At 62.2% G+C, this 21,432-nt stretch carries 18 protein-coding genes; 16 read left to right on the top strand and 2 right to left on the bottom strand.

The genetic code is table 11. The annotated features are described in order from the left end of the window. Positions 1 to 63: 63 nt before the first annotated feature. Positions 64 to 2,229: a transglycosylase domain-containing protein gene (locus J1W56_RS01315; RefSeq protein ID WP_404927731.1), complete on the bottom strand. Its 2,166-nt coding sequence runs from the start codon at positions 2,227 to 2,229 to the stop codon at positions 64 to 66. Between the two features lie 276 nt (positions 2,230 to 2,505). On the opposite strand from J1W56_RS01315, the gene J1W56_RS01310 reads away from it, so the two are divergent. From J1W56_RS01310 to J1W56_RS01255, 12 genes are all read left to right on the top strand, one after another. Next, positions 2,506 to 3,141 carry a LysE family translocator gene (locus J1W56_RS01310; RefSeq protein ID WP_223611378.1) on the top strand — a complete coding sequence of 212 codons (636 nt, stop codon included), beginning with the start codon at positions 2,506 to 2,508 and terminating at the stop codon, positions 3,139 to 3,141. 143 nt (positions 3,142 to 3,284) lie between these two features. Further along, positions 3,285 to 3,821: a hypothetical protein gene (locus J1W56_RS01305; RefSeq protein WP_223611377.1), complete on the top strand. Its 537-nt coding sequence runs from the start codon at positions 3,285 to 3,287 to the stop codon at positions 3,819 to 3,821. Beyond that, the gene (locus J1W56_RS01300) at positions 3,706 to 6,099 is read left to right on the top strand and encodes a baseplate megatron protein TIM-barrel domain-containing protein (RefSeq protein ID WP_223612371.1); all 2,394 of its coding nucleotides are present in this window, start codon (positions 3,706 to 3,708) and stop codon (positions 6,097 to 6,099) included. Before J1W56_RS01305 ends, J1W56_RS01300 begins: the two co-directional genes overlap by 116 nt. A 28-nt stretch (positions 6,100 to 6,127) precedes the next feature. Next, on the top strand, positions 6,128 to 6,346 hold the full coding sequence (locus J1W56_RS01295; protein ID WP_223611376.1) for a hypothetical protein: 219 nt from the start codon (positions 6,128 to 6,130) through the stop codon (positions 6,344 to 6,346). A 99-nt stretch (positions 6,347 to 6,445) separates the two neighbouring features. Next, on the top strand, positions 6,446 to 6,745 hold the full coding sequence (locus tag J1W56_RS01290) for a hypothetical protein (protein WP_374042749.1): 300 nt from the start codon (positions 6,446 to 6,448) through the stop codon (positions 6,743 to 6,745). Positions 6,746 to 6,797: 52 nt separating this feature from the next. Beyond that, on the top strand, positions 6,798 to 7,469 hold the full coding sequence (locus J1W56_RS01285; RefSeq protein WP_223611375.1) for a response regulator transcription factor: 672 nt from the start codon (positions 6,798 to 6,800) through the stop codon (positions 7,467 to 7,469). A gap of 79 nt (positions 7,470 to 7,548) precedes the next feature. Next, positions 7,549 to 8,892 (top strand): ATP-binding protein, encoded by a 1,344-nt coding sequence (locus J1W56_RS01280; protein ID WP_223612369.1) that lies wholly within the window; start codon positions 7,549 to 7,551, stop codon positions 8,890 to 8,892. 88 nt (positions 8,893 to 8,980) lie between these two features. Next, complete coding sequence (locus J1W56_RS01275; RefSeq protein ID WP_223611374.1) at positions 8,981 to 9,418, top strand: hypothetical protein; 438 nt, start codon at positions 8,981 to 8,983, stop codon at positions 9,416 to 9,418. 98 nt (positions 9,419 to 9,516) lie between these two features. Then, positions 9,517 to 10,695 (top strand): c-type cytochrome biogenesis protein CcmI, encoded by a 1,179-nt coding sequence (ccmI, locus tag J1W56_RS01270; RefSeq protein ID WP_404928005.1) that lies wholly within the window; start codon positions 9,517 to 9,519, stop codon positions 10,693 to 10,695. Beyond that, positions 10,695 to 11,141, top strand: a complete 447-nt coding sequence (gene ccmE, locus J1W56_RS01265; protein WP_223611373.1) for a cytochrome c maturation protein CcmE — start codon at positions 10,695 to 10,697, stop codon at positions 11,139 to 11,141. The genes ccmI and ccmE overlap by 1 nt, the downstream gene beginning before the upstream one ends. Continuing rightward, entirely contained in the window at positions 11,138 to 13,132 is a 1,995-nt protein-coding gene (locus tag J1W56_RS01260) for a heme lyase CcmF/NrfE family subunit (RefSeq protein WP_223611372.1), read from the top strand. The genes ccmE and J1W56_RS01260 overlap by 4 nt, the downstream gene beginning before the upstream one ends. Beyond that, positions 13,129 to 13,608 (top strand): cytochrome c-type biogenesis protein, encoded by a 480-nt coding sequence (locus tag J1W56_RS01255; protein WP_223611371.1) that lies wholly within the window; start codon positions 13,129 to 13,131, stop codon positions 13,606 to 13,608. The genes J1W56_RS01260 and J1W56_RS01255 overlap by 4 nt, the downstream gene beginning before the upstream one ends. A 10-nt stretch (positions 13,609 to 13,618) precedes the next feature. Here J1W56_RS01255 and J1W56_RS01250 read toward each other — a convergent pair whose 3' ends face one another. After that, complete coding sequence (locus tag J1W56_RS01250; RefSeq protein WP_223611370.1) at positions 13,619 to 14,485, bottom strand: MBL fold metallo-hydrolase; 867 nt, start codon at positions 14,483 to 14,485, stop codon at positions 13,619 to 13,621. Positions 14,486 to 14,670: 185 nt separating this feature from the next. On the opposite strand from J1W56_RS01250, the gene J1W56_RS01245 reads away from it, so the two are divergent. The 4 genes from J1W56_RS01245 (at position 14,671) to J1W56_RS01230 (ending at position 21,431) form a co-directional block, all read left to right on the top strand. Further along, positions 14,671 to 16,206: a Do family serine endopeptidase gene (locus J1W56_RS01245; protein ID WP_223611369.1), complete on the top strand. Its 1,536-nt coding sequence runs from the start codon at positions 14,671 to 14,673 to the stop codon at positions 16,204 to 16,206. A 157-nt stretch (positions 16,207 to 16,363) separates the two neighbouring features. Beyond that, complete coding sequence (locus J1W56_RS01240) at positions 16,364 to 17,050, top strand: response regulator transcription factor (RefSeq protein WP_223611368.1); 687 nt, start codon at positions 16,364 to 16,366, stop codon at positions 17,048 to 17,050. Next, positions 17,047 to 18,450, top strand: coding sequence for a sensor histidine kinase (locus J1W56_RS01235; protein ID WP_223611367.1), 1,404 nt, complete (start codon positions 17,047 to 17,049; stop codon positions 18,448 to 18,450). The genes J1W56_RS01240 and J1W56_RS01235 overlap by 4 nt, the downstream gene beginning before the upstream one ends. Next, positions 18,447 to 21,431 (top strand): bifunctional [glutamine synthetase] adenylyltransferase/[glutamine synthetase]-adenylyl-L-tyrosine phosphorylase, encoded by a 2,985-nt coding sequence (locus tag J1W56_RS01230; protein WP_223611366.1) that lies wholly within the window; start codon positions 18,447 to 18,449, stop codon positions 21,429 to 21,431. Before J1W56_RS01235 ends, J1W56_RS01230 begins: the two co-directional genes overlap by 4 nt. The last annotated feature ends 1 nt before the right edge of the window (position 21,432 follow it).

The raw sequence follows: 21,432 nt of genomic DNA, 5'->3' as shown, positions 1-21,432 counted from the left end.
GCAATCCCCCGCGTTCCTCATGGTGAGCTTGTCGAACCACGCACGGCATCGCGGCAAACGGCGCTAGCGGGCGGAGATTTTCGTCGGCACATCGGGCAGTTTCAGTGCCGGCGCTTCCTTCAGCGCCTGGCCGATTTCACGCAGCGAGGTGACGGTGGCATTGGAGAGCACGCGCGGGCGCTCGGCTGCCTTCAGCGCTTCCTCATCCGCCGTGGCCGGCTTGGCGGCCGCCACCTTGTCCTGCTTCGGCATCGCCGGATCGATGCCGGGAATGGGCTTCAGGTCGATGTTCTGGTGGGCGTAGTTCATGAAACGCTGCCAGGTCATCGCCGGCAGGATGCCGCCGGTCAGCTCCTTGGTCGGGGTAAAGTTGTCGTTACCGAACCAGACGGCGGCGGTGTAATTGCCGGTGAAGCCGACGAACCACGCATCGCGGTAACTCTGGGTCGTGCCTGTCTTGCCCGCCACGCGCGTCATCGGCAGGGCGGCGCGCCGTCCCGTGCCCCATTCCGGCACCTGGCTGAGCATGATGTTCATGTTGAACGCCGCCTTTTCCGTCAGCGCCCGGTGCGGCTTGTTCCCATCGGTCTTCCAGTCCCACAGGAGCTTGCCGTTCTGGTCGCTCACCTGGGTGAAGGCATGGCGCACGCCGGCAAGACCGCCGGTGGCAAAGGTGTTGTAGCCCGTCGCCTGATCCATGACCGTCATGCCCGAGGTGCCGAGCACCATGGTCTTGTGCGCGCTGATCACCGATTCCACGCCCATGGCTTTCGCCAGCGCCACGATGGGCGCCGTCGTCAGATAATCCTTGGCAAGGCGCACCGGCACCGTGTTGATGGATTTGACGAGGGCCGTCGTCAGGTCGATCTGGCCGAGATATTGCCGCGAATAGTTCTGCGGCGACCAGTTGCCCCAGGACACGGCGCCGCCCGAAATCATGGTTTTTGGCGTCATGCCCTTTTCCATGGCGGCGGCATAGACATAGGGCTTGAACGAGGAACCGGCCTGGCGCAGCGCCGCCGTGGCGCGGTTGAACTGGCTTTCGCCATAGTCGCGCCCGCCGACGATGGCGCGCACCGCGCCGTTGGTTTCCAGGACGACGATGGCCGCCTGCGTCACATGGTATTCCTTGCCGAACTGGCGCAGGTGATATTCCGCCGATTCCTCCGCCGCCTTCTGGATGCCGGTATCGAGCGTGGTGCGCACGACGAGGGTGTGCGACGGCAGTTTCTGGCCGACGCGGCGGATCTCGTCAAAAGCCCAGTCGAGGAAATAATCCGGGCTCTCCGAGCGGGCACGATCGACGACTGTCGCCGGATTGCGCCGGGCACCCACCACCTGGCCTTCGGTCATCAGCCCGCCCTGCACGAGATTGCTCAAGACCACATTGGCGCGGGCGCGGGCGGCAGGCAGGTTGACATGCGGCGCATATTTGGCCGGGGCCTTGAACAGGCCGGCAAGCATGGCCGCTTCGGCGAGGTTCACATCCTTGACGCTCTTGCCGAAATAGAATTCGGAGGCCGCGGCGATGCCGAACGTGCCGCCGCCCATATAGGCGCGGTCGAGATAGGTCTGCAGGATTTCCTTTTTCGACAGGTTGGATTCCAGCCACAACGCCAGGAACGCCTCCTTGATCTTGCGGTCGAGGCTGCGCTCATTGGTCAGGAACAGGTTTTTTGCCAGCTGCTGGGTGATGGTGGAGCCGCCCTGGACCACGGAATTGGCACGCAGGTTTTCCGTCATGGCGCGGGAAAGACCAAGGAAATCAATGCCGAAATGGTCGAAGAAGCGGCGGTCCTCGGTGGCCAGAACCGCCTTGATCACATGATCGGGCAATTCGTCGATGGGCACGGCGCTGCGGTGCAGGATACCGCGCTGGCCGATCTCGTTGCCGTAACGGTCGAGGAAGGTGACGGCGAAATCGTCGCGCGTGCGCCAGTTCTTTTCCGTGTCATGGAAGGCGGGAATGGCGAGCGTCAGCATGACCACGGAGCCGGCGGTGCCCCAGGTAAAGCCTTCGCTGAGGAGTTCGACGACGCCGCGCCGCCAGCCCGATACATGGAAGCGGCGGAAGAAGATGGTGGTGTCTTCCCAGAATTCGGCGAGGCGGAAACGCAGCTCGTACAGCGACGAATCGATCCAGGCATCAAGTCCAAGCAGAGGCGAGACCTTGAATCGCTTGCGTTTCTTCTTGGCCAGAGTATTTTTGGCCCGAGGCTCGTTCATCATGCCAATCTCTTGTCTGCCTGTCGTCAGCCACATCGCGCGCGAAGATATGATGTAGCCGATTACGCTTAACAGCTTCTTATGATGGCCGTTATAAAACCGCGGCGGTCCGTTTCGTCCCTTTCTATCTCAAGGAAAAATTTAACTCTTTTTCTGATCGGGCGACAAGGGGCGCAGCCGTCAACACCGAGATTTGATGGAGCCCGGGGCGGCAAAAATTCCACTTGCAATTGTGTTCCGGTGATGGATTGCTGTGGTTTTTGGCGGGAGCGAAAGAGCATGTCCATCGAACACTGGCTGGCATTTGTTGCGGCATCGGCAATCCTTCTGGCCATTCCCGGCCCGACCATCCTGCTGGTCATTTCCTATGCGCTTGGCCATGGCCGGCGTTTTGCCGCTGCAACCGTTGCGGGTGTGGCGCTGGGCGATTTCACCGCCATGACCGCATCGATGCTGGGGCTTGGCGCCTTGCTTGCCGCCTCCGCCGCGATCTTCACCGTGCTCAAGTGGATCGGCGCGGCCTATCTGATCCATCTCGGCATCAAGCTGTGGCGCGCCCCGGTGGCGGACACCGCCGACGCAGGCGAAGCGCAGGAGAGCAAGGACAGTGCGCTGCGCATCTTCCTGCACACCTATGTGGTGACGGCGCTGAACCCCAAGAGCATCATCTTTTTCGTGGCGTTCCTGCCGCAGTTCCTCGACACGGCACGGCCGGTCTTCACCCAGATGCTGATCTTCGAGACGACGTTCCTGGTGCTGGCAACGCTCAATGCCGGGACCTATGCGCTGATGGCCTCCATGGCCCGCCAGACCATCCGCAAGCCGAGGGTGCAGCGCGCGGTCAACCGCACCGGCGGTTCGCTGATGATCGGGGCAGGGCTGCTGGCGCTCGGCTGGAGGAAGGCATCCGCCTGACGACGGGGGCATTGAAAGAAAATAATCATATTTAGGAAAATAGTCCTTGACTGCGTGACGGAACTTGTGTAGGGTCTGGTTATCGTCAGAAATGTGCCCGGATCATTCCGGTGGCGGGCGATCTGATCTTCCGGGAATTGGCCATGACAATGATAGAGCGCGGCGAGAGCGCGCTGTGCCGCCGGCACGCCTATGATCTTTGCCGGCACTACGGGATTCCCGCCGATGCAATGGCGCCGGTGTTCGGCATCGGCCGGACGGAGTTCGAGCAGCGCGTCCTCGATGACGGGCTGACGCTTGCATATCTGGAATGCCAGAACACGGAAATTACCCTCATTCGCGATCTCATGGCGCTTTTGCGTGGGGAGTTGGAGCAACTGCAACTGGGAGACGAGACGGCGACGGCGAAGACACGGCTGGATGCCCTAGCGCAGCTTGCCCGCACCATGGATCGCCTCAGCGACATGCAGGACAAACGCGTTGAACAGCAGCGGTCCGTGCTCATGCTGAGCCCGGAAGAGTTGCGCGAAGCGCTGGTGCGCATCGACGGAAGAATCCATGAACTTGCCCTCTGCCGCGCCGACGAACTGGTGCAGCGACAATCTCAGCCCGGTGCAGATGCAGTCCCTGATCAACGAATGGGTGTTCCAGGGGCGGGCGAACCAGCAACCGCCGCATAGGGATTGGCGGACATGGCTGATCCTTGGCGGGCGCGGTTCCGGCAAGACCCGCGCCGGGGCCGAGTGGGTGAACAGCATCGTGCAGGGCTTTCCGCCCTTCCGGCCGCGAAAATCCCTCAGCATCGCGCTGGTGGGCGAAACGCTTGCCGATGTGCGCGAGGTCATGGTCGACGGCCCGTCCGGGATCATGGCGGTATCGCGGGCCGAGCGGCCGCGTTTCGAGGTGACGCGCCGGCGGCTCGTCTGGGCCAATGGCGCGACGGCGGCAATGTTCTCCTCGGAGGATCCCGACAGCCTGCGCGGGCCGCAATTCGATGCCGCCTGGGGCGACGAACTGGGCTGTCCGGCGGTCGACAAGGGCGCCAATCAACCCAATGTCTTTCCCGATGCCAAATCCTCTGAGGGGGCGTTTCCGTATTTTTCCGATCACGGCCGCTGTGACCTCGCGCAAAACCGCTTTCTGCGTGCCCATCTAGACCATTGGCGCAGCCATGGCGGCGCCATGCTGAATACGGGCCGCGTCTATGTCTGGGCCTGGGATACGAGGCCGTTTCCGGAGTTTCCCCTCAACCGCAAGCTCTGGTCCGACGGCAACAACTGGACCTCGGGGCATTGGCTGAACGGCAGGCTTTCCGGGGTTGCGCTCGATGAGCTGATTGGCGCTGTTCTCGCCGATTTCGGCGTTGCCGGGGTGGATGCGAGCGCGGCGGATGGTTTTGTCAGCGGTTTGATCGTCGAAGAGCCCGCACATGCCCGGTCGGTCCTTGAGCCGCTGCTGGAGGTTTTCGGCATCAACGCCTTCGAAGACGGTGCGACGCTGGTGTTTCAAAGCGCGGCGCGAATGCCCGTACAAACCGCACTGATCGATGAATACGTCGAGCCCGATGACAGGGGGCCGGTGCAGCGAAAGCTGCATGAAATCATGGAGCAGCCCGCCCGGGTCGAAATCGCCTATCGCGATCCGATGCTCGACTATCAGGTGGCGATGGCATCCGCCGGCAGGCCGGACGGCAAGGGAACGGAAAATCTCGCCGTTGCGGCCATGCTTGAGGCGGGTCAGGTCAACGGCCTGGCGGAGGACTGGCTGCAGGCACGCCGTGCCGCCCGGCGGACCATATCATTCGAATTGCCGTGGAAGCATGCCGCATTGAAGGTGGGCAGCCGTATCCGGCTGGATGGCTCCATGCCAGTCAAGGATTATCTCGTCACCTCCATTGAAGACGGGGCAACCCGCCGTGTCGAGGCAAAAGGCCTGCCCCGGCACGTGCGGCATGCGGACAGGGCGGGATTGCCCGCTTCAACGGGGGTGGCAACGACGGTGTTCGGCCGTCCGCGTTTTCATCTGTGCGATCTGCCGATGTGGCCGGGTGCTGAAAATCCGCTTGATCAATTGCGGGTTGCCGCCTTTGCCAGGCCGTGGGCGGGTGCATCCGTTCACGCCTCGCCGGAAGACACCGGTTTTGAGGCGCGGGCCGCGCTGCCGGAGCGGGCGGTGATGGGCAGGCTGGCGGAAACGCTGCCGGGCGGTGTCAGCGGCCGGCTGCTCGGCAATGCCGGTCTTGAGGTCGATCTTGACTTTGGCGAGCTGCGTTCAACCACGCTGCCGCAGCTCTTCAACGGGGCGAATTCGGCCCTTCTGGCATCCCCCGACGGTCAATGGGAAATCCTGCAATTCCTGCATGCCGAGGAGGTTGCTGCCGACCGATGGCGTTTGTCCGGCCTGCTGCGCGGGCAATGCGGAACCGAGCGGGAGGCGCTGCAGCCGCGGGAAAGGCATACGCCGTTCATCCTTCTGGACGGTGCGGTGATGCCGGCGGGATTGAAAGCCCGGGAAACAGGCTTGGCCTTGCACTGGCGCATTGGTGCGGCGGGGCAGGATTTTTCCGACCGCTATTTCAGCACGGTCACAATGACCGGAGGCATCCGGGCGCTCGAGCCGCTCGAACCTGTCCACCTCAGCGGCAGGACAGATGAGCAGGGCAACCTGCATGTTGCCTGGATACGGCGCGGGCGCATCGATGCGGACAGCTGGCTGGCTGCGGAAATTCCGCTGGGTGAGGAGCGCGAGGCCTATCGGATCGAAATACGCAACAGCGGCAAATTGATCCGGTCGGCCGAGGTTGCGCGACCGGAATGGCTTTATCCGGCGCCGCTGCGCCTGGCGGATTTCGGCAGTCTTGCAAGCGCAGTCGATTTCAGCGTTGCCATGATTTCCAGTGCAGCCGGTGCGGGAAGATTTGCCCGTACGATTTTCAACATGCAGACAAAAGCCCTTTAAAATCAAACTGTTTCAAAAGGAATTGATTATGACCAATGAAAAACAATGGTACCTGTCAAAGACCATCTGGGCAGCAATCGCAACGATCGTCCTGTCATGTTCAAGCTTCTTCAATGTGTCGCTGGATCATGACCTCGAGGCCCGGCTTGCCGATACCATCATGCAGTTTCTGACGGCGCTCAGCGGCATCGCCGCGCTTTTTGGCCGGTTGAGTGCGACGGCGCTCATTTCACGTAAAGAAATATAGTGTTAAAAGACGTGACCTGTGGCAAACCTGTTATCAAGGGCTCACGCCACGTCCAACTGTTCATGCATCGTTCAGACTGCGATTGATAATAATAGCGCCATGATGAAACACACACTTTTCTCCTTGCCCCTAGCGGCCCTGATTTCAGCATCCGGCGTGCTTCATGCCGGGGCTGTTCCGATTGCACCCGATGCATCGCAGAACGGTGCGTTGCTTCAGCTGGCTGCTGCCGACTGCTCGCAGGTCGGCCAGCAGGTGGCCCAGTCCCAGGGAGGCACCCTGGCGCGCGCCACCTCGCAGACGCAGAACGGCCGCGAAGTTTGCGTGGTCGTGGTGCTCATTCCCGGCAAGGACGGTGAACGTCCGCGCCGCGTCGAGGTTGCGGTTCCAGCGAACTGAGCCGGATGCCGTTTGATCTGTTGTTCAGCCTGTCCGGCGGGGAAAGTTGTGCATGAGAATACTCATCGTTGAAGATGACCGTGATCTGAATCGCCAGCTGGTCGAGGCAACGACCGAAGCCGGCTATGTGGTGGATCACGCTTTCGACGGCGAAGAGGGGCATTTTCTCGGCGATACGGAACCCTACGACGCGGTGATCCTCGATATCGGCCTGCCGCAGATGGACGGGTTGACGGTGCTGGAGAAGTGGCGGCGCGACGGGCGCATCATGCCCGTGCTGTTGCTGACGGCACGCGACCGCTGGAGCGACAAGGTGGCCGGTATCGATGCCGGGGCCGATGACTACGTCGCCAAGCCGTTCCACATCGAGGAAGTGCTGGCACGTTTGCGCGCGCTGATTCGCCGTGCGGCGGGTCATGCCTCGTCGGAAATCACCTGCGGCCCGCTGCGCCTTGACACCAAGACGTCGAAGGCGGCGGTCAACGGCACAACGTTGAAGCTGACCTCGCACGAATTCCGCCTGTTGTCCTACCTCATGCACCACATGGACGAGGTCGTTTCGCGCACCGAACTGGTGGAGCACCTCTACGATCAGGATTTCGACCGCGATTCGAACACGATTGAAGTGTTTGTCGGGCGGCTGCGCAAGAAAATGGGTATCGATCTGATCGAAACCATTCGCGGCATGGGCTATCGCATCAAATCCCAGGACACCAAGGCCTGACGGGCAGGAGCAGGGCAAACGCGTGATCATACGGCTGACCCGCTATCTCCCCAATGTCCGGTCACTCTCCCTGCGCGTCATCCTCTTCTCGACGCTGTGGACCATCGTATCCTTCGTTGCCATCGCCACCATCATTTCGGCGCTCTATGGCGAAGCGCGCCAGCACAGCTTCCAGCAGCTGCTTTCGGCGCATCTGTTCAGCGTCATTGCCTCCGTCAGCGTGAATGACGGCACGCTGGTCGGACGGCCGGACCCCGGCGAAGTGCGCTATTCCAGCCCGTTTTCCGGCTGGTACTGGTCCGTCGACCCGGTCGCGGACAATCTCAAGGGTTCGCTGCGGTCGATCTCGCTCGGCGGAAAGAGCATCGATTCCCCGTCAACCCTGATGGTTCCCTTCGATACGTCGTTCCAGCGTTCCTATACGGAACCCGGCCTGAAGGGCGAACAGCTCTCCATCGTCGAAACGGAAGTGGTGCTGGATGCGGAAAACCGTGTCGCCCGGTTTCGTGTGATGGGCAATCTGAGCGAGCTGGAAGGCGAAATCGCCGATTTCCGCAACACGCTCTATTTCTACCTCGGCGTTTTCGGCATTGCCGGAACGCTGATCAATGCGGCGGTCATCCTGTTCGGCTTGCGCCCGCTTGACCGCGTGCGCCGTTCGCTCGCCGATATCCGCGAGGGCAAGGTTTCGCGGCTTGACGAGGATCTGCCCATCGAGATTGCGCCGCTGGCGCGTGAAATGAATGCGCTGATCGAAAACAACCGCCGCATCATGGAGCGCTCGCGCACGCAGGTGGGCAATCTCGCCCATTCCCTGAAAACGCCCCTGTCGGTTCTGGCCAATGAAAGCCGGACGATTGGCGGTGTAAAGGGCAAGATCGTTGCCGAACAAAGCGCGGCCATGCAGGTGCAGATTCAGCACTATCTGCAGCGGGCCCGCGTGGCGGCGCAGCGCGACAGCGTGGTCTTTCGCGCGTCCGTCACCCCGATCCTGACGCGTCTCGTGCGTGTCACCGCCAAGCTCAATCCGGGCATGGATATGCGCTTCGACAACAGGATGCCCGATGCCGTGTTTGCGGGCGAGCAGGAAGACCTTGAGGAAATCGTCGGCAACCTTCTGGAAAATGCCGGGAAATGGGGACGCAGCGCCATCCGGCTTACAGTGTCAGCTGCCAATCGGGAAACCATGGACAATGCTTTCGATATCAGCGTCGAGGATGACGGTCCGGGTCTCGCGCCCGGCCAGATCAAGGATGCACTGACGCGCGGAAAACGCCTGGATGAGAGCAAGCCGGGAACCGGCCTCGGGCTGTCCATCGTCCATGACACCGTGCGCGAATATGGCGGAACGCTGCGCCTGGAACGCAGCGAGGACCTTGGCGGCTTGCGCGCGCGGATCACGCTTCCGGTGGCCGGCGACTGAATGGCGCTTGCAACCGCACGCCCAATCGGGTCATAAGTAATTGCCAGCTATTGCCTTTGTTGCGAGGCCCCGTAAAAACGGACCCATGATGAAATCCCAGATTGCTCTTTCGCTTGTTGCCGTTCTTCTTCTCTCCGCGTGTTCGACCACGTCCGGTGCCAAGGGCGGAGGCACCTTTGCCCGCCTGACCGGCAAATCGTCCCAGCCGGCGACCTCGGGCGTGCTTGCGCCGCTCGGCAATGGCCTGCTCGGCAGCCGCCTGGCGGCTTCGCTCGATCCGGCTGACCGCAAGAGCGCGCTTCAGGCCGAATATCAGGCTTTGGAATATTCGCCGGCCGGCAAGGCTGTCGACTGGAAGAACAGTTCGGGCAGCCGCAGCGGCGAAGTGGTGGCGGCGCAGCCCTATCAGGTCGGTTCGCAGAACTGCCGCCAGTATACCCACACCATCCGCATCGACGGAACGCCGCAGACGTCCCGCGGGACGGCCTGCCGCAACGAAGACGGCAGCTGGACGCCGCTGATCTGACGCTTCCATAGCCCGATCATTTGCCCGCTTTGCGGCGAATTGCCCTAGCCATGAAATCCATTTGGATTTTACGGCGCTTGCAGACTATGTCTCAACGCATGGTTTTCTGGATTTCTGCCGCACTGTTGACCGTTATTGCAACGCTCGTGGTGCTATTGCCGCTGACACGCCGCGTCAAAACAAGCGTGTCGGACAACACATATGATGTCGAGGTTTACCGTGACCAGTTGCGGGAGCTGGAGGCTGACGAGAAGCGCGGCATCATCGATGCGGTCAGCAGCGAACAGGCGCGCGCTGAAATCAGCCGGCGTCTGCTGAAGTCGGCGGCAGCCGCCGAAGTCGACAAAACGGTCTATCGCCCGCAGAAGAGCGCCACCCGCGAATGGCTGACGCTGGTGACCGTACTGGCCATCCCGCTGCTTTCCTGGAGCATTTATGCCAAGACCGGCTCGCCGGATCTGCCGGCGCAGCCGCTGGCCGAGCGCCTGTCCCGTCCGGCGGATCAGGCGACACCCGCCGAACTGATTGCCCGTGCCGAAGCGCATCTCACCCTCAATCCCGATGACGGGCAGGGATGGGAAGTGCTGGCGCCGATCTACCTGCGCACGGGACGCCCCGCCGATGCGGTGACCGCATACCGCAATGCCATCCGCCTGAACGGCGACAGCGGTCCGCGCCAAATGGGTCTGGGCGAAGCGTTGAGCGCCGTAGCAGGCGGCACGATGACGCCCGAGGCGGAAGCCAGTTTCAACCGGGCGCTCACGCTCAATCCCGGCGATATGCGCCCGCAGTTCTTCATCATCAACGGCTGGATGCAGCAGGGCAAGCTGGTTGAATCGCGCGACCTGATCCGCAAGCTGCTGGTCGATGCACCCAGCGACGTGCCGTGGCGCGACGAGGCGCAGGCGGCGTTGACACGGCTCGACAAGGAGATCGCCGGCGATGCGCCCGATGTCAGCGACATCGACAGGGCGACAGGTCCCGATGCGTCGCAGGTCGAGGCGGCGGCCGGGATGAATGTGCAGGATCGCGCCGCCATGATCGAGGGCATGGTCTCCAGCCTTGCCGAAAAACTCAAGCAATCACCCGACGATGTCGAGGGCTGGGAAAAGCTGGTCCGGTCCTATGTGGTTCTCAACCGCCCCAACGATGCGCTGGAAGCGCTGGCGAATGCTCGCAAAGTGTTGAGCGCCGACAAGGTTGCGCGTCTCGACGCAGTCGCCGATGATCTGGGCCTGGTGGAACAGCCCGGCGACACGCCGCGGGAGAAGAAATAATGACGCGCAAGCAGAAACGGCTTTCGGTGATCGGCGGCGCCCTGGTGGTGCTGGCCTGCGCGGCCGGCCTGGTGCTGTTTGCGCTGCAGCAGCGGATCGCGTTTTTCCGCATGCCGTCGGATATCGCCGCTGCGGACCTGCAGTCGGAATCGCGGTTCCGGCTGGGCGGCCTGGTTGAAAAGGGCAGTGTGGTGCGCGGCACGGGCACACGGATCACCTTTGCCGTCACCGATCACATCAAGAGCGTTCCCGTGACCTATAACGGTATCCTTCCCGATCTCTTCCGCGAGGATCAGGGCGTGGTGATCGAGGGCACGTTTGCGCCGGGCGGCGCGTTTCAGGCGGACAGTGTGCTTGCCAAGCATGATGAAAACTATATGCCCAAGGAAGTTGCCGACAGTCTGAAGGCCAAGGGCGTCTGGCAGGGGGAGAACAAGCAGCCATGACCGTTGAGCTCGGACATTTCGCACTGGTTCTGGCGCTCGCCCTGTCCATCGTGCAGGCCGTGGTGCCCGTGTGGGGTGCGCGGCGCAATGACGACCGCATGATGGCCGTTGCCGTTCCTGCTGCCTTCACGGTCTTTGCCCTGATCGCACTTGCCTTTGTCGCACTGACATCCGCCTACATCGTGTCGGATTTCTCCCTGCAGAATGTCTGGGAGAACTCGCATTCGCAAAAGCCGATGCTGTACAAGATCACCGGCGTCTGGGGCAACCATGAAGGCTCCATGCTGCTGTGGGTGCTCATCCTGACGTTCTTCAGCGCACTGGTTGCCTTTTTCGGCAACAATCTGCCGCCTTCGCTCAAAGCCAATGTGCTGGGCGTGCAGGCCTGGATCGGCTCGGCCTTCCTGCTGTTCATCGTTGCCACATCCAATCCGTTCACACGCACCAGTCCCGCGCCGATCGAAGGGCAGGACCTCAACCCGATCCTGCAGGACATTGGTCTCGCCATCCATCCGCCGCTGCTTTACCTCGGCTATGTCGGCTTTTCCGTCTGCTTCTCCTTTGCCGTGGCAGCGCTCATCGACGGGCGTATCGACGCCGCCTGGGCGCGCTGGGTGCGGCCATGGACGCTGACAGCCTGGATGTTCCTGACCGGCGGCATCGCCATGGGTTCCTACTGGGCCTATTACGAGCTTGGCTGGGGCGGCTGGTGGTTCTGGGACCCGGTTGAAAACGCCTCGTTCATGCCGTGGCTGGCGGGAACGGCGCTGCTGCACTCGGCCCTGGTGATGGAAAAGCGCTCGGCCCTGAAAATCTGGACGGTGCTGCTGGCCATCCTGACCTTCTCCCTGTCGCTGCTCGGCACCTTCCTCGTCCGCTCGGGCGTCCTGACCTCGGTGCATACCTTTGCCACCGATCCGGGCCGCGGCCTGTTCATTCTTGCCATTCTCGTGCTTTTCATCGGCGGATCGCTGGCGCTGTTCGCACGCCGCGCCCAGACGCTCGCGCCGGGCGGCCTGTTCCAGCCGATCTCGCGGGAAGGGGCGCTGGTGTTCAACAACCTCTTCCTGACGACGGCTGCTGCAACCGTGCTGATCGGTACGCTCTATCCGCTGCTCCTGGAAACATTGACCGGCGAAAAGATTTCCGTCGGGCCGCCGTTTTTCAACATGACCTTTGGTCCGCTGATGATCCCGCTGCTTGCCGCCGTGCCATTCGGACCGCTTATGGCATGGAAGCGCGGTGATATTCTCGGCGTCGCCCAGCGGCTGATGATGGCATTCTTCCTCGCCCTGCTGGTGGTGGCCGTGGTTCTCTACAAGACCTCGGGCACGGCGATCTTCTCGGCGTTCGGCATCGGCCTGGCGTTCTGGCTGATGCTGGGCGCACTCACCGATCTTTCCCTGAAAGCCGGTTTTGGCAAGGCACCCGTCAGCGTCATGCTGCGGCGGCTGGCCGGCCTGCCGAAATCGGTGTTCGGCACGGCCTTCGCCCATTTCGGCCTTGGCGTCACCCTCCTGGGCATCGTTGTCGTCTCGACCTTTGCCACGGAAGACGTGACGGTGATGAAGCCGGGCCAGACCATCCGGGTCGCCGATTACACGCTGCGCTTTGAGCGCATCGATCCGGTCAAGGATTCGAATTTCACCGAGGATCAGGGCAAGTTCACCATCCTCGACAGCGCGGCGCGGGAGGTGGACACGATGATGTCGTCCAAGCGCTTCTACCCCGTGCGCAAGATGCAGACCACCGAGGCGGGCATCAAGACATTCCTCTTCAGCCAGCTCTATGTCTCGCTGGGCGACGCCACGCCGGATGGCGGCATGGTCGTGCGCGTCTGGTGGAAACCCTATGTCACGCTGATCTGGCTCGGCGCGCTGGTGATGATGGCCGGCGGCGCCATGTCCCTGGCTGACCGGCGCCTGCGGGTCGGCGCACCCGGCAAGGCAAAAGCTGCCAAGCCGCAGCGGGCGAGGGGAGCCGTGGCATGAGGCGCGCGCTCGCCGCGGTTTTGCTGTTGCTGACGGCCCTGAGCTTCGCGGCGACCGGCGCACGCGCCGTCTCGCCCGACGAGATGCTGGCCAACCCGGCACTGGAGACACGGGCGCGCACCCTGTCCACCGAGCTGCGCTGCATGGTGTGCCAGAACCAGTCGATCGATGATTCCAACGCGGACCTGGCCAGGGATTTGCGTGTGCTGGTGCGTGAACGGCTGACGGCAGGCGATACGGACGAGCAGGTGCTCGATTTCATCGTCGCCCGCTACGGCGAATTCGTCCTGTTGAAGCCGCGCCTGATGCTGAGCACGATCCTGCTGTGGGGTTTTCCCGTTGCGGCGCTGGTTGCCGGTGCAATCGCCATCGTGGTTTCGATTCGCCGCCGCCGCCGTTCTCCTCTGGAAACGGCGCCGCTGTCCGACAGCGAAAAGAAGCAGCTCAAGAAACTCCTGGCTGCTTCCAACGATTGATCCGCAACCGCTATTTGCGATGCGCGCCGATGACCGATTCCACATTCTGCCTGTGGACCGGCTCGTAGGGTGCGTAATAGGTCAGCACGCCCGAACGGAAATCATCCGCGGTAAACGCCTGCAGGTCATCGCCAGCCAGCTCCGGCTCGTTGCGCAGGCGCATCAGCTTGCTGACATAGCGCCCCGTGGCGGCAATCAGTTCCGGTCCATAGCCGCCGGCCACGATCACATTCTCCGCGCCGTGATTGGGCAGAATTTTTTCGATATCCCAGGTTGAAATCCGTTCCAGATCGAGCAGGTGGTTTTCCAGCCGGTTCGGTTCCGCCACATAGGTGATCGGCTCTTCCAGCGCGTCGCCGGCAAACAGCAGCTTCAGATGCGGCAGGATCATCACCGTGCCGTCATGGCTGTGAATATCCACGTGACGCAGTTGCACCGCGATGTCGCCGATCTTCAGGTCGCGCTCGCCCGTGAAGATGCTGTTGGGCATGACCAGCGGCCGGATGGGCGGCGTGCCGTTCTCCAGCCGTTGCCTGTTGTCGGTAAGCGCCTTGGCCGTCAGGACATTGGCGATGATCTCGCAATCGGCAAACACCGCATTGCCTGCCACATGATCCACATGCCAGTGGCTGAGCACCACGCGGATGTGCCGCACGCCTGCCTCCTGCAGCGTGTTGCGGATCAGCGCCGCATGCTGGTTTGAAATACTGGTGTCATAAACCAGAGCTTCCTCGCCGGAAACGATGGCGTAGGAACACAGGCCAAGCGTATAGGCTCCGTCATCCAGCCAGTTCGGATCGGCGGAATAGGCGCGCGCGCCGTCTATCCTGCCATCGTAAAATGCATAAACGCCCGGATAGGGCTGGTGCGTACGCATTGTGGATCCGAGCGGTGGCATTGATGGCATATGGGCTATCCTCCAGTGGCTGACGAATCGCAGCGCCAGAAAATTATCTTACAAATTTGTCATGTTGCGGAAATGGCGGCGTAACGTTCTTATCTGTATCACTGTTGGTTATTAAACGGTCGGATTTCCGATCGGGCGTCCAAGGAGAAAGTTTTATGTCTAACAATCGTACGTCCTCCACATACCGCAAGGGCATTGCTGCCGCGCTGCTCGCCTCGGCGCTCGCCGGGGGACTGCTGGCCACAGGCCCGCTCGCTGCCGTTGTGCCTGCGCAGGCTGAAGCCGTGCGTGTAGACGGCGCGCAGCAGCCCGGCTTTGCCGATGTCGTTGAAAAGGTGAGCCCCGCTGTTGTCAGCGTCCGGGTGAAGAGTTCCGTCCAGCAGACCGCCGATGACGGTTCGGGCATTCCCGGCTTCGACCAGCTTCCCGACAATCATCCGCTCAAGCGCTTCTTCTATGAATTCGGCGGCCCGAACGGCCAGCGCGGCATGCAGCCGCGCAAGGGTCCGCGCGATCACCAGAACCGTCCGGACCGCATGCGTCCCACCGCCCAGGGCTCGGGCTTCTTCATTTCGGAGGATGGCTATCTCGTCACCAATGACCATGTGGTCGAAGACGGCAGCACCTACACCGTTGTACTCAATGACGGCACCGAACTCGATGCCAAGCTGATCGGTAAGGACAAGCGTACCGATCTCGCCGTTCTCAAGGTCGACGACAAGCGCAAGTTCACCTACGTGTCCTTCGGCGATGACAACAAGATGCGTGTCGGCCAGTGGGTCGTTGCGGTCGGCAATCCCTTCGGTCTCGGCGGCACGGTGACGGCCGGTATCATTTCGGCGCGCGGCCGCGATATCGGCGCCGGTCCTTATGATGACTTCCTGCAGATCGATGCGGCCGTCAACAAGGGCAATTCCGGCGGTCCGGCTTTCAACCTGAACGGTGAAGTCGTCGGCATCAACACCGCGATCTATTCGCCGTCCGGCGGCAGCGTCGGCATCGCCTTTGCCATCCCGTCGACGACGGCCAAGATGGTCGTCGACCAACTGATCAAGACCGGTACCGTCTCCCGTGGCTGGATCGGCGTGCAGATACAGCCGGTCAGCAAGGAAATCGCCGAATCGCTTGGCCTTTCCGAAGAGAAGGGTGCGCTGGTTGCCGAACCGCAGTCCGATGGACCCGCTGCCAAGGCCGGTATCCAGTCGGGCGACGTGATCACCGCCGTCAATGGCGAGACGGTCTCCGATCCCCGCGATCTGGCCAAGAAGATTGCCGCGATCAATCCGGGCAAGGATGCCGAACTGACCGTCTGGCGCAAGGGCGAGGCCAAGTCGCTCAACGTGTCGATCAAGTCGATGCCCGGCGATGACAAGCAGGCATCGAACAAGGACAGCGGCGGCAAGCATCAGGATCCGGCTTCGGTGCTGGATGATTACGGCCTGACGGTTGTTCCTTCCGACGATGGCAAGGGTGTCGTGGTGACCGATGTGGATCGCTCCGGCGATGCCGCCGACAAGGGCATCACAACCGGCGACATCATCGTCTCGGTCAACAACAAGCCGGTCAAGAGCGGCTCCGACATCGATGCGGCGATTGCTGAAGCGACGAAGAGCGGACGCAAGGCCGTTCTCCTGCAGGTGCAGACCAACGACCAGTCGCGGTTCGTGGCCCTGCCCATCAACCAGGGCTAAGCGGACCGGATAGGATTGCAGCGGCGCTGCACCTGTCCCCCGTTAGCGCCAAAGCAAAGGGCAGCAGATTGTCGACAGATCTGCTGCCCGCTTGCCGTAAAGGGTGCCATTGCTATGGTGCTTACCTCTGTCTCAAAACCGGCTTAGAATGAACGTCATGAAAATTCTCGTTATTGAAGATGACCGTGAAGCGGCCCGTTATCTGGAAAAGGCCTTTGCCGAGGCCGGGCACTCCGCCGATCTGGCAGGCGATGGCGAGACCGGCTATACCCTGGCGGAGCAGGGCAGCTATGATGCGCTGATCGTTGACCGCATGCTGCCGCGCCGTGACGGCCTATCCGTTGTCGCCGCCCTGCGCGCCCAGGGCATCGATACGCCGGCGCTCATTCTTTCCGCGCTGGGGCAGGTGGATGACCGGGTGACCGGCCTGCGCGCCGGCGGCGATGATTATCTCACCAAACCCTATGCATTCTCGGAATTGCTGGCGCGCATCGAAGTGCTGCAGCGCCGTTCCAGCCCGAAAGAGGCGGAAACCATGTACCGGGTCGGCGATCTGGAACTCGACCGCCTGTCCCACACGGCCAAGCGCGCCGGCCAGGCCATTGTCCTGCAGCCGCGTGAATTCCGCCTGCTGGAGTATCTGATGCGTCACTCCGGTCAGGTGGTGACCCGCACCATGCTGCTCGAGCATGTCTGGGATTATCATTTCGACCCGCAGACCAATGTGATCGACGTGCATGTCTCGCGCCTGCGCGGCAAGATCGAGAAAGGTTTCGACACGCCCCTGCTGCACACGGTGCGCGGCGCCGGCTACATGCTCAAGGCTGGCGGAATCGATGCATGAGCCGCTTTCTTGCCATGATGAAAATGACAGCCGTCCGGCTGTCAGCGCTGTATCTTCTGCTTTTTACCGTTTGCGCCATCGTGCTGGTCTTCTACATGACCAGTCTTTCCGTCAATCTTCTCACATCCCAGACTGAAGCCGCCGTCAACGAGGAGGTCGAAAGCGTCGGCCAGTCCTATCAGCGCGCCGGCATTGCCGGTCTTGTGCGCTCGGTTGACCGGCGCAGCCGTCAGCCCGGCGCCTATCTCTATCTCGTCGCCGATCCCGCCGGACGCATCGTCGCCGGCAATGTGCAGAGCATCGAGGCGGGTGTTCTGCAGACCGACGGCTGGATCGAGCGGCCGATTGCCTATGAACGCTATGGCGAAACCAGCAGCGATCCGCAGGTGCATACCGCCATCGCGCGGGTGATCGTCATGCCCAATGGCATCCGCGTCATGGTCGGCCGCGATCTGGGCGAGCCGGAAAAGATCCGGCTCGTGGTCCGGCGCTCGCTCGGCGCGGCGCTGGGCATCATGGGCGTCGGTGCGTTTCTGATCTGGTTTTTCGTCGGGCGGCGCGCATTGCACCGGATCGATGAGGTTTCCGCCGCGTCGCAGCGCATCATGGGCGGCGATCTCGCCGGACGCCTGCCGGTCAGCGGGTCGGGCGATGAGTTCGACCGTCTGGCCGCCAATCTCAACGGCATGCTGGCGCGTATCCAGGAATTGAACGAGGGGGTGCGCCATGTCTCCGACAACATCGCGCATGACCTCAAGACACCGCTGACCCGCATGCACAACCGGGCGGAATCCGCCCTGGCCAATGCCACGACCACCAAGGCCTATCGGGCCGCGCTGGACGGAATGATTGCCGATTCCGACCAGCTGATCCGCACTTTCAATGCCATTTTGATGATTTCGCGGCTGGAATCCGGTTATTCCTCCGAGACGATGGAGCTGTTGCCGCTGTCGACGGTCGTGCAGGACGTCTATGAGCTGTACGAGCCCACGGCCGAAGAGGCGGGCATCCGTTTCGTTCTGGGCGCGGAGGATGCAACGCCGGTCCGCATCAACCGCGAACTGGTCGGGCAGACCATCTCCAATCTGGTCGACAACGCCATCAAATATGCCGGCGGCGGTGAAAAGCCGGTGGAAATATCCCTCGCTGTGGAAAAGCAGGATCACACGATCCGGGTGATTGTCACTGACAATGGCCCGGGCATCCCGCCCGATCAGGTGGATCGGGCCACGGAGCGTTTCGTGCGCCTGGAGGAAAGCCGTTCGCAACCGGGGTCAGGACTGGGTCTCAGTCTTGCCAAGGCGGTGATGAAATTGCACGGTGGCACTCTGGAATTGCAGGACAATGCTCCGGGGCTGCGCGCTGTGCTCGCTTTCCCGGTGGGGGAGGAGACCAAATGAATGTCAGGACCAGGGCATCCGGCCTTGATGATGCAGCGTTTTTCGCCCGCGATCTGCGCCCGCTGACACCGCTGGACAAGAAGGCGGCCGCCGCCTTTCTGGCCGAGCTTGCCGACAGCGCCGCCGGGAAGGAATGCCCTGCCACCGCTGGCGTGAAGGGCCATGGACAAGCGGCGGCCTTCCTGGCGGCTGTCCTTGACCTCTCGCCCTATCTGCGCACGGTCTTCATCCGCCGCCCTGCCATTCTGGAACCGCTGTTCACCATGCCGCTGGCACAGCGTCTTGACGCGCTCATGCAGAGCGTGGCGGCAAGCTCGGAAGCAGAGAATATCACCGAAACCGGCATTATGGCTGTCCTGCGCCAGTTGAAACTGGAGGGGCATGTGCTGATCGCGCTGGGCGATCTTTCCGGCGTGTTCGATACGGCAGAAACAACACGCTGGCTGTCGCGGCTGGCGGAAGAAAGCGTGCGGGCGGCGGTGCGGTTCCTGCTGCGCGATGCGCACGAGTCCGGCAAACTCAAGCTTCCGGACCCGGAACACCCGGAAAAGCAGTGCGGCTGGATCATCCTCGCCATGGGCAAGTTCGGCGCGTTCGAACTGAACTATTCCTCTGATATCGACCTGATCGTCTTCATCGACGAGCACAGCCCGGCCATTCCCGATCCCTATGAATGCGTCGAAACGTTTTCGCGCCTGACGCGGCGTCTGGTGCGCATCCTGCAGGACCGCACGGCCGACGGCTATGTCTTCCGCACCGATCTGCGCCTGCGCCCGGATCCCGGATCAACCCCGCTGGCAATTCCCGTCGGCGCAGCGCTCAACTATTATGAGGGGCGCGGCCAGAACTGGGAACGTGCCGCCATGATCAAGGCGCGGCCCGTCGCCGGCGATATCGCCGCGGGCAGGCAGGTGCTGGCGGAGCTTGCGCCCTATGTCTGGCGCAAATATCTCGACTATGCCGCCATTGCCGACGTGCATTCGATCAAGCGGCAAATCCATGCCCATAAGGGCCACGGCGAAATTGCCGTGCGTGGACACAACGTCAAGCTTGGCCGGGGCGGGATCCGCGAAATCGAATTTTTCGTGCAAACCCAGCAGCTGATTGCCGGCGGCCGCTTTCCGCAGCTGCGCGGCTCGCGCACGGTGGACATGCTGGCGGCGCTCAACGGCCTTGGCTGGATCAGTGCGGAGGCACGCGACACGCTGGTGGAGAAATACGGCTTTCTGCGCGATGTGGAGCACCGCATCCAGATGATCGCCGACGAACAGACCCATATGCTGCCGGAAGACGACGAGAATTTCCTGCGGGTGGCCCACATGATGGGCTATCGCGACGGTGACGCCTTTGCCGCCGATTTCCGCCAGTCGCTGAAAACGGTCGAAACGCACTATGCGGCGCTGTTCGAACAGGCGCAGGAACTGGCGGGCGAGGCCGGTAATCTGGTGTTCACCGGCGATGTCGACGATCCCGATACGCTGGAAACCCTGGCGAAATTCGGCTTCGAACGCCCGAGCGATATCTGCCGCGTCATCCGCACCTGGCATTTCGGCCGCTACCGCGCCACCCAATCGGCGGAATCGCGCGAGCGCCTGACTGAACTGACGCCCGTGCTGCTCAAGGCCTTCGGCGCGACGAGCCGGGCCGACGAAGCGCTGATGCGCTTTGACGAGATGATCAAGGGCCTGCCCGCCGGCATCCAGCTGTTCAGCCTTTTGCAGTCCAACCCGCGGCTGCTTGATCTGCTCGTCCTGATCATGGGTGCCGCGCCGCGCCTTGCCGACATCATCACCCGCAAACCGCATGTCTTCGACGGCATGCTCGATCCGGCGATCTTCGCCGATATTCCGACCCGCGCCTATCTGGCCGAGCGGCTGGAAAACTTTCTTGGACCAGCCAAAGTCTATGAGGACATCCTTGACCGCCTGCGGATTTTTGCAGCCGAGCATCGCTTTCTCATCGGCATCCGGCTTCTGACCGGCGCCATCGACGGTATCCGGGCAGGCAAGGCCTTTTCCGATCTCGCCGATCTGGTCATCGACCGGGCCTTGCAGGCGGTGATCGACGAATTCGCGAGCAAGCACGGCGTCGTGTCCGGCGGGCGCATCGCCATTCTCGGTATGGGCAAGCTGGGCAGCCGCGAGCTGACCGCAGGCTCCGACATCGATCTCATCCTGCTTTATGACCATGATGCGGATGCCGAGGAATCCGATGGCGAAAAGCAGCTGGCGCCATCGCAATACTATATGCGGCTGACCCAGCGCCTGATCGCGGCGCTTTCCGCCCCGACGGCGGAGGGCGTTCTCTACGAGGTGGATTTCCGCCTGCGCCCCTCCGGCAACAAGGGGCCGGTGGCGACGCATATCGATTCCTTCCGTAAGTATCAACGCACGGAAGCCTGGACCTGGGAACACATGGCGTTGACCCGGGCGCGGCCCGTGGCGGGCGATACCGCGCTGTTCGGTGAGATCGAGACAGAAATCAGCGAGATTCTCAGCCTGCCGCGCGATCCGGCAAAGATTGCCAAGGACGTGGCCGAAATGCGGGCACTGCTGGAAACGGAGAAGCCGCCGCGCGACGCCTGGGACATGAAGCTGGTTCCCGGCGGCATCATCGATCTGGAATTCATCGCCCAGTTCGCCGTGCTCACCGGCAATGTCGAGGGTCCGATCATCGCTCATTCGACGGCTGAGGTGCTGACAAAGCTCAAGGCCGGTTTTGCCGAACCGGTCGTGACGGATCAACTGGTGGGCGCTGCCAATCTTTATACGGAGCTGACGCAGATTATCCGGCTGTGCCTGAACAGCGACACCCGGCGCGAGGATTTTCCGCCCGGCCTCGGCGATCTCCTGTGCCGCGCCTGCGATCTTCCCGATCTCGGGCGGGTGGAAACCCATCTGGAAGACACGGCGAAATCCGTCCGCAAGACATTCAATGCAGTGCTGCGTGAAGCGCGTGCAAACAAATCCAGCGGAAAGTAGA

It is taken from the genome of Phyllobacterium calauticae (assembly GCF_019991125.1).
Lineage (GTDB): Bacteria > Pseudomonadota > Alphaproteobacteria > Rhizobiales > Rhizobiaceae > Phyllobacterium > Phyllobacterium calauticae.
This window is presented reverse-complemented; position numbering and strand designations above follow the sequence as displayed.

Excerpts from the sequence above, each read along its gene's own strand:
- J1W56_RS01285 (WP_223611375.1), top strand. The coding sequence starts at position 6,798 with ATGAGAATACTCATCGTTGAAGATGACCGTGATCTGAATCGCCAGCTG.
- J1W56_RS01310 (WP_223611378.1), top strand. The coding sequence starts at position 2,506 with ATGTCCATCGAACACTGGCTGGCATTTGTTGCGGCATCGGCAATCCTT.
- J1W56_RS01240 (WP_223611368.1), top strand. The coding sequence starts at position 16,364 with ATGAAAATTCTCGTTATTGAAGATGACCGTGAAGCGGCCCGTTATCTG.
- J1W56_RS01275 (WP_223611374.1), top strand. The coding sequence starts at position 8,981 with ATGAAATCCCAGATTGCTCTTTCGCTTGTTGCCGTTCTTCTTCTCTCC.
- J1W56_RS01260 (WP_223611372.1), top strand. The coding sequence starts at position 11,138 with ATGACCGTTGAGCTCGGACATTTCGCACTGGTTCTGGCGCTCGCCCTG.
- J1W56_RS01250 (WP_223611370.1), bottom strand. The coding sequence starts at position 14,485 with ATGCGTACGCACCAGCCCTATCCGGGCGTTTATGCATTTTACGATGGC.
- ccmI (WP_404928005.1), top strand. The coding sequence starts at position 9,517 with ATGGTTTTCTGGATTTCTGCCGCACTGTTGACCGTTATTGCAACGCTC.
- J1W56_RS01295 (WP_223611376.1), top strand. The coding sequence starts at position 6,128 with ATGACCAATGAAAAACAATGGTACCTGTCAAAGACCATCTGGGCAGCA.
- J1W56_RS01290 (WP_374042749.1), top strand. The coding sequence starts at position 6,446 with ATGATGAAACACACACTTTTCTCCTTGCCCCTAGCGGCCCTGATTTCA.
- J1W56_RS01245 (WP_223611369.1), top strand. The coding sequence starts at position 14,671 with ATGTCTAACAATCGTACGTCCTCCACATACCGCAAGGGCATTGCTGCC.
- J1W56_RS01230 (WP_223611366.1), top strand. The coding sequence starts at position 18,447 with ATGAATGTCAGGACCAGGGCATCCGGCCTTGATGATGCAGCGTTTTTC.
- J1W56_RS01235 (WP_223611367.1), top strand. The coding sequence starts at position 17,047 with ATGAGCCGCTTTCTTGCCATGATGAAAATGACAGCCGTCCGGCTGTCA.
- J1W56_RS01315 (WP_404927731.1), bottom strand. The coding sequence starts at position 2,229 with ATGATGAACGAGCCTCGGGCCAAAAATACTCTGGCCAAGAAGAAACGC.
- J1W56_RS01305 (WP_223611377.1), top strand. The coding sequence starts at position 3,285 with ATGACAATGATAGAGCGCGGCGAGAGCGCGCTGTGCCGCCGGCACGCC.
- J1W56_RS01255 (WP_223611371.1), top strand. The coding sequence starts at position 13,129 with ATGAGGCGCGCGCTCGCCGCGGTTTTGCTGTTGCTGACGGCCCTGAGC.
- ccmE (WP_223611373.1), top strand. The coding sequence starts at position 10,695 with ATGACGCGCAAGCAGAAACGGCTTTCGGTGATCGGCGGCGCCCTGGTG.